Origin of the sequence: Escherichia sp. E.sYA108 (genome assembly GCF_011754335.1) — a bacterium.
Taxonomy (GTDB): Bacteria; Pseudomonadota; Gammaproteobacteria; order Enterobacterales; family Enterobacteriaceae; genus Escherichia; species Escherichia coli.
The window spans coordinates 40371-48356 of sequence record NZ_JAAQVZ010000002.1; the positions used below are offsets into that span (position 1 = coordinate 40371).

Consider the following 7986-nt stretch of genomic DNA (forward strand, 5'->3'; position numbering starts at 1 on the left):
ACACCTATATCCTACTGGCTTTCGCTTCGGTTGAGGCGAATCGTCGCATGGATTGACGTGTTTAATGAGGATTAATACTAATGGCCAGCAATAAGAACTTTAAGCTGGCTTTTGAAATTGGCGGCAAAGTTGCCGCCTCTCTCCCCAAAAGTTTTACTACAGCTAATCAGGCTGTTGCTAAATTAAATGCCGAGCTTGCTGGATTAACGAAAGAACATGGGGAAATTCAAAAGCTACAATCTGTAAAAGTAAAGGTTGGACAGACTGCCCTCGAATATCATAAAGCTGCCGCTCGCGTTGAAGAGTTACAGAAGCAAATAAAAAACACGGCCAATCCAACCAGAGCGATGCTTCGTGACTTTGAGAAGGCAAAAACACATTCATCGAATTTACGAGCATCACTACGTTCTCAGCGTGAAGAACTGGCCGCTTTAAAGTCTGCCTATCAGGGAGCTGATACATCTGCCAGAGCTTTGGCCTCAAGAGAGAAAGAGCTTAAAGCCAGCATTGATCGTAATCGTGAGGCTCAGGCCCGTAGCGTTGAGCAGGTTAACCGCTACAGAACGGCTTTGGCTTTAGCCAGAGCAAATGTTCAGCAAGTGAAAAAACAGCAGGAGGAACTTAACCGGGCATTAGAAAAACAACGTATTGATAAAATTAACAGCTATAAAAATGCGTTGGCTGAAGCACGGAAAAATGTTCTTGCAGTAAAACGTGCTCAGGAGGAGTTAAACCGCGCGTTGGAAAGGCAGCGTGAATTGAAGCGAGAGCATCTTGGTGAGGCAAAGAGTCAACTTGTAAGGTCAGGATTACAAACTGGTGCTGTAGCGGCTGGTGCATTTGCTGCTGCTAACAATGCAGCAAATTTCAATCGTGAAAACAAAATGATTGGTCTTACGGCAGATATGAAGCCGGAAGAAGTTCAGGCGATGGGGCAGGCGATGCTTGTTACCGGAACGGCCACCAACCAGTTTGCATCTGATATTCAGGCCGCTCAGGGTTTTCTTGTCGCTGCTGGGCAGGATTATAAAGAGGCTCAGGCGAATCTACTAACTATTGGGCGAACAGCTACAGCTACTGGCTCTGATATCCTCGATGTCTCGAAAGCATCATTTACATTAAGTGACTCATTGAAGATTGATCCATCTCAAATGAAGTCTGCAATGGGGATTCTGGTTCAGGCAGGGAAAGAGGGAAACTTTGAATTTAAAGATATGGCCAAAAATCTTCCTGTGCTTGGTGCTCAGTTCCAGGCATTAAAAATGGGAGGTAAAGAAGCCGCCGCGACGATGGGGGCAGCTTTGCAGATAGCTCGCAAAGGTGCTGCAACTTCGGATGAGGCTGCTAATAATATGAACAACTTTTTGGCGAAAATACTTTCCCCTGAAACACTAAAAAAAGCAAAGAAAAATTTCGGTGTAGATTTATATAAAATTGTCACAACAGCGCAGAAAAAAGGGAAGAATCCATTCGAAGCTGCAATGCATTCTGTCATGAAAATGACTAAGAACGGAGATCAGAAGTTACTTGGTGAGCTATTTGGCGATATGCAGGTTCAGAACTTTGTTCGTCCGATGATTCAAAACTGGAAGGAATACCAGAGAATCAAAGCAACATCTCTTGGAGCTGGAAGTGCTGTTATTGACCGCGATTTTGCCAACATAACGAAAGATAATGCGGAGCGATTGAAACAATTACGTATTCAGGCTAGCAATGCATCATTAAGTTTTGGTCAGGCCTTGCAACCTGCTTTAAATGCCGCGCTTAGTGTTTTGGTTCCGCTGATTACAAAAATCAGTGAATTTGTAGCTAACAACCCCAATTTTGTTTCTCAGATTGTGATGGCGGCAGGTGCGTTTCTAACCATGAAAAGTGTGGTTATAGCGTGTAGGGTAGCTATGCTGGCTTTATCTGTAGCGACAAAGCTAACCCCTTTCGGGTGGATTCAGATGGCCATATCAGCCATTGTGGCGTTAGGTATATTGTTGTATCAGAATTGGGATAAAATAAAAGAATGTGCATCAAAAGTTTGGCCTGCTATTAAGGATTACACTGTTAAGTCTTTTGAGACTATAAAAAACTTTATCTTAAACTTTGATCTCAATGGATGGATTATATCCATGTTTGGTAAAGCATGGGATTATCTTTCCAATATAAACTGGAGTTCGGCAGGAGTAAAGATTTACAGTACATTAATTAGTGCTTTTAAATGGATGTCTCCGCTTCCGTTATTAATTAAAGCGTTTAAATATGTAAAAAATTATCTTTCTGGTGTTAACTGGAGCGAAACAGGAAAGAAAATCATAGATACACTGGTATCTGTTTTTATGCGTTTTTCACCAGTTGGACTCTTTATAAGAGCATTCCAATCTGTAACGGCTTATTTATCTGGAATAAACTGGAGTGAGTCAGGTGCAAAAATAATTGAGACGTTAATCACTGGGATAAAATCAAAAGCAAATGCTTTAATTAATGAAGTGAAAGGCGTTTTTTCTTCTGTACGTGAGTATTTACCGTTCTCTGACGCGAAAAAAGGTCCATTCTCACAGCTAACAAAGTCAGGTGGTGCAATAATGACTACTCTGGCATCAGGTGTTAGCAGGAATAACAGCTTACAGAATGCAATAGCAACCAAGTTCGGGCAATCAAATTTATCACCTCACGGGATATCTGCCGCCGGGACTTCTGGACCTCGCCAGAACGTTAACGCTGTGACTGGTGGAATAACCTATTCACCTGTAATCAATCTTCCGGCTGGTTCACCAAAGGAAACTGAGGCGGCAGCTAAAAGAGCATTAGATGCGGGATATTCTGATTTTGAGAAGAAATTGAGTGCTCATATGTTCCAACAACGGAGATTAAGTTTTGGATGATTATAGAACGGTTCAAGGGGACTCATGGGATAGTATCGCGTTAAAGTTGTATGGTAATGAGTACCTGTCTTATCTTCTTATTGATGCTAATACTGAGCACCGCTTTACGGTGCTTTTTTCTGCGGGAATTATTCTTAAAGTTCCTGATGCTCCGGTTATGCCAATATCAGTAAATAATTTGCCTCCGTGGAGACGCAATAGTGTTACGTAAAACGCTTTTTGATGTTGTATATCAGAATGTAAATATTACCGCTCATATGTCACCTGATGTTTTGTCAATGTCTTATACAGATAATGAAGATGGTCAGGTCGATGATATTTCCATTATATTAAAAAATGATGATGGGAAATGGTCTGGAGACTGGACACCTAAAAAGGGTGATTTTATTGATTTGAGCTTTAAGCCTATAAATCAAATCGTCCTTGAGTGTGGGAAATTCCAGGTGGATGGCATAACTTGCTCTGGACCACCTTCTGTTGTTGAGGTGACTGCTGTTTCTGTTCCTGTTTCATCAGGCATTAGACGTGATTTAAAAAGTAATGCATGGGAAAAAACAACTCTTAAAGATATAGCGACTTCTATAGCTAAATTAGCTAACCTTGAACTGTTGTTTCTTATTGATGGTGATAGTAATCCATATTATGCGCGTGAAGATCAAATGGAGGAAAGCGATTTAAAATTTCTCCATCGACTTTGCCAGGATGAAGGGGTGTCGTTAAAGGTCACTGATAGCCAATTAATAATATTTGCTCAAGAGATGTTTGAGCAAAAAGATCCTATCGCTACGCTTACGTTAGGTATTGATGAGATAATCAGATATAGCTTTAGCACACAATCTACAGATTTGTATAAAAGTTGCACGTGCAAATATCGCGTACCTAAAAAAAGAAAGTCGCTTTCGTATACTTGGGTAGATCCATCCGTAGAAGAAGGGGCGAATCTTAAGATAAGAAAACTGGTAGCTAATTTAGATGAAGCAAAACGTAAGGCAAAGGCTGCTTTGCGGCTTAAAAATAGATATCAAAATACCGGATCTTTAGTTTTGGTTGGAGACACCAGATTGGTAGCTGGTGTAACTATAAATCTGGACGGATTTGGTTCATTTTCTGGAAAATATCTTATATCGAAAGCTGTGCATTCAATTGGGGCTAGTGGTTATACCACCTCGATTGATGTCCGAAGAGTAATTAATGGGTATTAATTATGAATGATTTAGAAACATTATTACGTCAGACTATAAGAGTTGGCGTTGTTTCTGATATTGATGATGGTGATGTTACAGCAAGAGTTACTTTCGATGATCAGGATAACGTCACTTCGGCAAAGTTATCAGTTATTGTGAAAAATACAGATAAGAATGCTGATTACTGGATGCCAGATATTGGTGAGCAAGTTTTGTGTATCTTTCATCCCGCAGGGCCGCAACAAGGTTTTATTCTTGGTAGTTTTTATGATGAAACACAGAAGCCGCCATCTAATACTGTTAATAAACGCGTAATTAGATTTAATAACGGAACTCGTATTGAGATAGACAGAGAATCTAATTTACTCCTTGTTGATGCTGTCGGAGATGTAACCGTTAAGGCTACAGGAACCGTAACTATTGATGCTCCAGAAACCATCATTACCGGAAATGCTACAGTTGAAGGATTACTAACCTTCAAAGGTGGAATGAAAGGATCTTCTGCTGGAGGTGTTGCAGCTACAATTTCTGGGAATGTTAAGGTTGTTGGTGGTGATATAGATGTTGATGGGATTAAATCTAAAGGCCACCATCACACAGCTCAGGGGGAATACGCTCCGACAACGGAGGCTCAGGCATGATTGTGGGTATGCTTGGTACAATGCCTTTTGTTGCCTCATCAATAGTAGTGAATACGTTCAACAATTTTAAAAGGACGTCAAAGCGTCGTGTAGCGCGCCATGATGTTATTGGGCTTAAACCTGTTCTGGAGGATATAGGTCCAGATCTGGATGAAGTTAGTTTTAATATGCGGTTGGATACAACACTTGGCATTGTTCCATTGGCTGCGCTTTCATTACTTAGGACGATGCAATCAATTCAGGAAGTAAATCCTGTTGTAATTGGTATTCAGTATTTTGGTAATTTTATAATTACAGATATAGAGGAATCATGGACTTATTTCGGTCCAACTGGGAATCCGCGAGTGATTATCGTCGGCATTAAATTACAGGAAGTCGGACAGACCTCTCTGAAAGAAGCATTAGTTGATATTGCTGGCAATATAGAGTCAAAAACTAGAAGTGCGTTAGGTAAATTATTATGAATAATACGTTTACCATATTATCACCTTCTTACTCGATTGATTGGTCGCCCAAAACAGTTGTAGAAGAAGTTTTGCAAAATGTCTCTACTATTATTAACACTCAGATTGGCACTGTACCATATGCCAGAAAATTAGGAGTTAATTCAAGTCTTGTTGATAGCCCCAGTCCAATTTTTATTGCTACAGCAACACGAGAAATAATTCAAAAAATTAGTGAGTTTGAGCCTAGAGCGATTATCCATTCTGTTACTTTTGAAAGAACGGACGTTTCTGATGGTTTTATTAGGCCAAAACTTGTGATAGGAGTTAGAGAATGACGTTGCCGCGTGGTGGTTTGCCAGATATTACTTTCGCAGATTCTAACCCGACTGATATAACAACTCGTTCAATCAGGGCTTTTGAGAGTATAACAGGTGAAACATTAGCACCTGCTGATCCACGTAGATTATTCATCTTATCATTGTGTGAGATTATTATACAGCAAAGAAAAGCTATCGATTTTTCTGCAAAACAAAACCTTCTTACATATGGTGAAGGTGAATATCTCGACCATATAGGCTATCTGACGGATACGCCTAGGCTGGAAGCTCAATCTGCCTTGACTACATTTGAGTTTAATCTGTCAACAAAATTATCGGGGATATATACAATACCTGCTGGCACTCAAGTTTCAACTGGAAATGGTGTTATTTTCCAAACAGATATTTTGTTGGAAATACCTGCTGGGAAAACAGTTGGTACAGTCTCAGGATATGCTGTTATACCTGGTTTATCTGGGAATGGCTTTTTACCAGGGCAAATAAATGAGTTGGTGACTCCGTTGCCGTATGTTTCCAGCGTAAGGAATGTAACAACATCTAATTCTGGTGCTGATACGGAGTCAGATGATAATTATGCTGAAAGAATAAAACTGTCGCCGGAAAAACTGTCTACAGCAGGGCCGGAGGATTCTTATAAATATTGGACAAGAACAGCCAATCAGAATATAAAAGATGTGAATGTATATACACCATCGCCCGGAATTGTAGAAATCCGTTCTTTGTTAGAGAACGGAGATATACCTTCTGATGAACTATTAGAGCAGATAAATAGCGTTCTCTCTGCAACTAATATTCGACCATTCACAGATAAAGTTCTTGTTAAGAAACCAGAGAGCATTGAATACGATATAATAATTAAATACTGGATTAACTCATCGGACAAAAACAGAACAACTTTAATTCAAAGTGAGGTTGAGAAAGCTATTGATGAGTATAAACAATGGCAACGTTCGGTTATGGGAAGAGATATAAATCCAGATGAAATTATTCAACGTTTAAAAAATGCTGGGGCTAAAAGATTAGAAATATCAAGTCCTGTTTTTACTGTGGTTGGAGAGACACAGGTCGCCAGAGAGAGAAATATAAATTGCCAGTATGCGGGGTTAGAGGATGGCTGATATCTTTAATGTTAGCTTGTTGGATGTTTTACCTCCTAACTTAGCTAGCGATCCCAACGTGATAGCTATGTCGAAAGCTATCGATGATGAACTACAAGCAATTAACAATTTAATATATAAGACAGAAATATATAGCGTTGTTGATAACCTGGATTCAGTTGTCCTCGATCATTTAGCTTGGCAATGGAATGCTGATACATGGAGGGATAGTTGGCCTGTATCGTTAAAGCGTTCTGTTTTCAAATCAATAATACGAACAAAGCGAATAAAGGGTACAAGGGCAGCGGTTGAAGATGTAGTAAATAGCTTGGGTGGAGAGGTAAACATAATAGAATGGTTTGAAACATCACCACCTGGCGAACCATATACAGCCTCAATTGTTGCTTCGATTAACTCTTTTGATGGTGCCGTTCCTTCGAAAGAGATGTTGGAAGATACGTTAAGAAGTATCAAGAGCGCAAAGTCGGCAAGAACATTATTTACATTTTCGCAAGCAGCCAATGTTTCTGGTGGTGTCGGTATTGTTGGTGCTTGTCAGCCTGTGTCTTATATACGATTAATTGGCGAGTGTTAATTCGCAATTTGTTTATTCAAGGAATTAAGCGTGAGTAAATTATTATTTACGATGACTGACGCCGGGCGTCAGGAGTTGGTTAATGCCAACAAAACAGGAACAAATAAAGTTGAGATTGTTTCTGTTGGTTTAGGTGGTAGATATTATGTCACGTCAACCTCACAAACAAATATAACAAACGAAATAAAACGACTTACCACAATAGGTGGCAAAGTTGTTTCCCCTGATACAATTCATGTAACGGCGAAGGATGATAGTAAAGATGAGTATGTTGTCCATACAATAGGATTGTATACAAATAAGGGAACGTTGTTTGCTGTATACTCGCAAGAACAAGCAATAATAAATAAAGCATCATCTACTATTGCTTTAATATCAAGTGACATAGCAATCAAGACTCTTGATACTAAAAATATTATATTTGGTGATGTTGAGTTTATTAATCCTCCCGCGACCGAAACTGTTGTTGGGGTTGCAAGATTTGCTAATGAACAAGAAATTGATGCAGGTACAGATGATTCCCTTGCTGTTTCAGCAAAGCGGCTTAAGCAAGCCATTGTGAAACATGAGCAATCACGTAATCATCCTGATGCAACTTTAACCTCAAAAGGCTTTGTTCAACTTAGCAGCGCCACCAATAGCACGTCTGAAACGCTTGCTGCGACGCCTAAGGCTGTTAAGGCAGCATATGACCTGGCTAACGCTAAATACACCGCACAGGACGCGACCACTGCGCGGAAAGGGATAGTTCAGCTCAGTAGCGCCACCAACAGCACGTCTGAAACGCTTGCGGCAACGCCAAAGGCTGTTAA

Annotated in this window: 8 protein-coding genes; all 8 read left to right on the forward strand. The window is 40.0% G+C overall.

The window, feature by feature from the left end; all coding sequences use genetic code 11:
- Positions 1–80 precede the first annotated feature (80 nt).
- The gene (locus tag HBM92_RS24810) at positions 81–2873 is read left to right on the forward strand and encodes a phage tail tape measure protein (RefSeq protein ID WP_000157872.1); all 2793 of its coding nucleotides are present in this window, start codon (positions 81–83) and stop codon (positions 2871–2873) included.
- Positions 2874–3073: 200 nt separating this feature from the next.
- Entirely contained in the window at positions 3074–4075 is a 1002-nt protein-coding gene (locus HBM92_RS24815; RefSeq protein ID WP_000944895.1) for a phage late control D family protein, read from the forward strand.
- A gap of 2 nt (positions 4076–4077) precedes the next feature.
- Positions 4078–4698, forward strand: a complete 621-nt coding sequence (locus HBM92_RS24820; RefSeq protein WP_000998643.1) for a phage baseplate assembly protein V — start codon at positions 4078–4080, stop codon at positions 4696–4698.
- Positions 4695–5162, forward strand: coding sequence for a phage tail protein (locus HBM92_RS24825; protein ID WP_000635200.1), 468 nt, complete (start codon positions 4695–4697; stop codon positions 5160–5162). The genes HBM92_RS24820 and HBM92_RS24825 overlap by 4 nt, the downstream gene beginning before the upstream one ends.
- Complete coding sequence (locus HBM92_RS24830; protein WP_016265986.1) at positions 5159–5479, forward strand: hypothetical protein; 321 nt, start codon at positions 5159–5161, stop codon at positions 5477–5479. The genes HBM92_RS24825 and HBM92_RS24830 overlap by 4 nt, the downstream gene beginning before the upstream one ends.
- Complete coding sequence (locus HBM92_RS24835; protein ID WP_000174657.1) at positions 5476–6600, forward strand: baseplate J/gp47 family protein; 1125 nt, start codon at positions 5476–5478, stop codon at positions 6598–6600. The genes HBM92_RS24830 and HBM92_RS24835 overlap by 4 nt, the downstream gene beginning before the upstream one ends.
- A complete protein-coding gene (locus HBM92_RS24840) occupies positions 6593–7174 on the forward strand; it encodes a phage tail protein I (protein ID WP_000763348.1) in 582 nt (193 codons plus the stop codon). Before HBM92_RS24835 ends, HBM92_RS24840 begins: the two co-directional genes overlap by 8 nt.
- 30 nt (positions 7175–7204) lie before the next feature.
- On the forward strand, positions 7205–7986 hold a 782-nt coding region (locus tag HBM92_RS24845), incomplete at its 3' end, for a phage tail protein (protein ID WP_313885082.1).

Excerpts from the sequence above, each read along its gene's own strand:
- HBM92_RS24810 (WP_000157872.1), top strand. The coding sequence starts at position 81 with ATGGCCAGCAATAAGAACTTTAAGCTGGCTTTTGAAATTGGCGGCAAA.
- HBM92_RS24820 (WP_000998643.1), top strand. The coding sequence starts at position 4,078 with ATGAATGATTTAGAAACATTATTACGTCAGACTATAAGAGTTGGCGTT.
- HBM92_RS24825 (WP_000635200.1), top strand. The coding sequence starts at position 4,695 with ATGATTGTGGGTATGCTTGGTACAATGCCTTTTGTTGCCTCATCAATA.
- HBM92_RS24830 (WP_016265986.1), top strand. The coding sequence starts at position 5,159 with ATGAATAATACGTTTACCATATTATCACCTTCTTACTCGATTGATTGG.
- HBM92_RS24835 (WP_000174657.1), top strand. The coding sequence starts at position 5,476 with ATGACGTTGCCGCGTGGTGGTTTGCCAGATATTACTTTCGCAGATTCT.
- HBM92_RS24840 (WP_000763348.1), top strand. The coding sequence starts at position 6,593 with ATGGCTGATATCTTTAATGTTAGCTTGTTGGATGTTTTACCTCCTAAC.